The 1,278-nt window shown below is 54.9% G+C and carries 1 protein-coding gene; it reads right to left on the bottom strand.

The window, feature by feature from the left end:
* Window positions 1-52: 52 nt before the first annotated feature.
* Window positions 53-1,195 (bottom strand): IS481 family transposase, encoded by a 1,143-nt coding sequence (locus ACZ6YA_RS26055; protein WP_465900633.1) that lies wholly within the window; start codon window positions 1,193-1,195, stop codon window positions 53-55.
* Between the last annotated feature and the right edge of the window lie 83 nt (window positions 1,196-1,278).

Genomic DNA, 1,278 nt, shown 5'->3' on the forward strand with positions numbered 1-1,278 from the left:
TGTAGGGACTGAATACAAGGGTGACACCTGTGCCAGGACATGGTGGACACTTTCAAGGCTTCGACTTACGGCCACGCATATCTATCTCGTAGAGCTTGTGGTGGTTGAAGTAGACCTCAAAGCATCCGTCCACTGTCCCTTTTGGTCGAACGGCAATCGGTAGGCCTCTGAGTGCTTTTGAAGCAGGAATCAGCTCTCCTCTAAAGCGTGTATTGCCATGAAAATGCACTTTGAGAACGGTGTCATCTGGCCCGTACTCCAGCTCCGGAAGCTTCTCTGGGTAACGTCTGGGACTCATTTGATAATGAGTAATGGGGGGCGTCATCTGCAGAGCCTGGTGCGGTCGTTGATGATTGTAAATTTCACGCCATTGATCAAAAGCGATCTGAGCTTCTTCCAGTGACCGAAAGGATCTGCCTTGAAGTACCTCAGCCTTCAATGAACGATGGAATCGTTCATCCTTGCCATTGGTTTGGGGATGTCCCGGGCGACTGAATGACAGGCGTATGCCAAGCCGAACAAGCCAGACACCTAGGTGCGAAAGCTCACCAGGAACGCGAGGAGAGCCCCATGGGCCGCCATTGTCGGTGTTGATTTGGACTGGCATTCCATACAGTCGAAATACGTCGACTAGACGTTGCTGGACGGTCTGGCACCGTTCATTCGCACATGCCTGGAGCGCCAAATTAAACCGAGAGTGATCGTCCAGCACGGTTAAGGGATGGCACTGCCCCTGAGACGTCGAGAAGTAACCCTTGAAGTCCATTTGCCATAAGTCATTTGGGGCATCGTGAACGAAGCGACACCACGCTTTTCCAGCGTTGGACGCCTCGGCCGGGATGAGCTGATGCCTATGCAAGATGGAGGTCACCGTACTCGGTGCGATTGCTGGGCCGCCTAGGTCCTGTAGGCGCTTGCTGATCTTCCTCCCGCCCCAGGCCGGATGTTCTGTACGAAGTTCTACGACCTGCTTCTCGATGAGCTCCGAGGATTGCTTGGGGCTCGTCTTCGGGCGGCGGGACAAATCCTTGAGGCCTTCCGATCCGCTGGCTTCAAAGCGGGCAAGCCACTTGTAGGCGGTCTGAGGACTGATCTTGAACCGGCGGCATAGCTCACGCCGGTTCGCACCTTCCCGCCGCGCCAGAGCAACGAACTCCTCACGTAACGTCATGATGTCTTTCTCATCCCAGGGCATGGCTGTAGCTCCGGCAGTCATTGCTACCGATAAGTGTCCACCATGTCCTGGCACAGCCGTCACCCATGTCTCCCGTTTATACA

It is taken from the genome of Pseudomonas sp. NPDC090752, from assembly GCF_055584805.1.

What these genes read in the sequence shown, in the direction of transcription:
- ACZ6YA_RS26055 (WP_465900633.1), bottom strand. Translation starts at nt 1,195, where the DNA reads ATGCCCTGGGATGAGAAAGACATCATGACGTTACGTGAGGAGTTCGTT.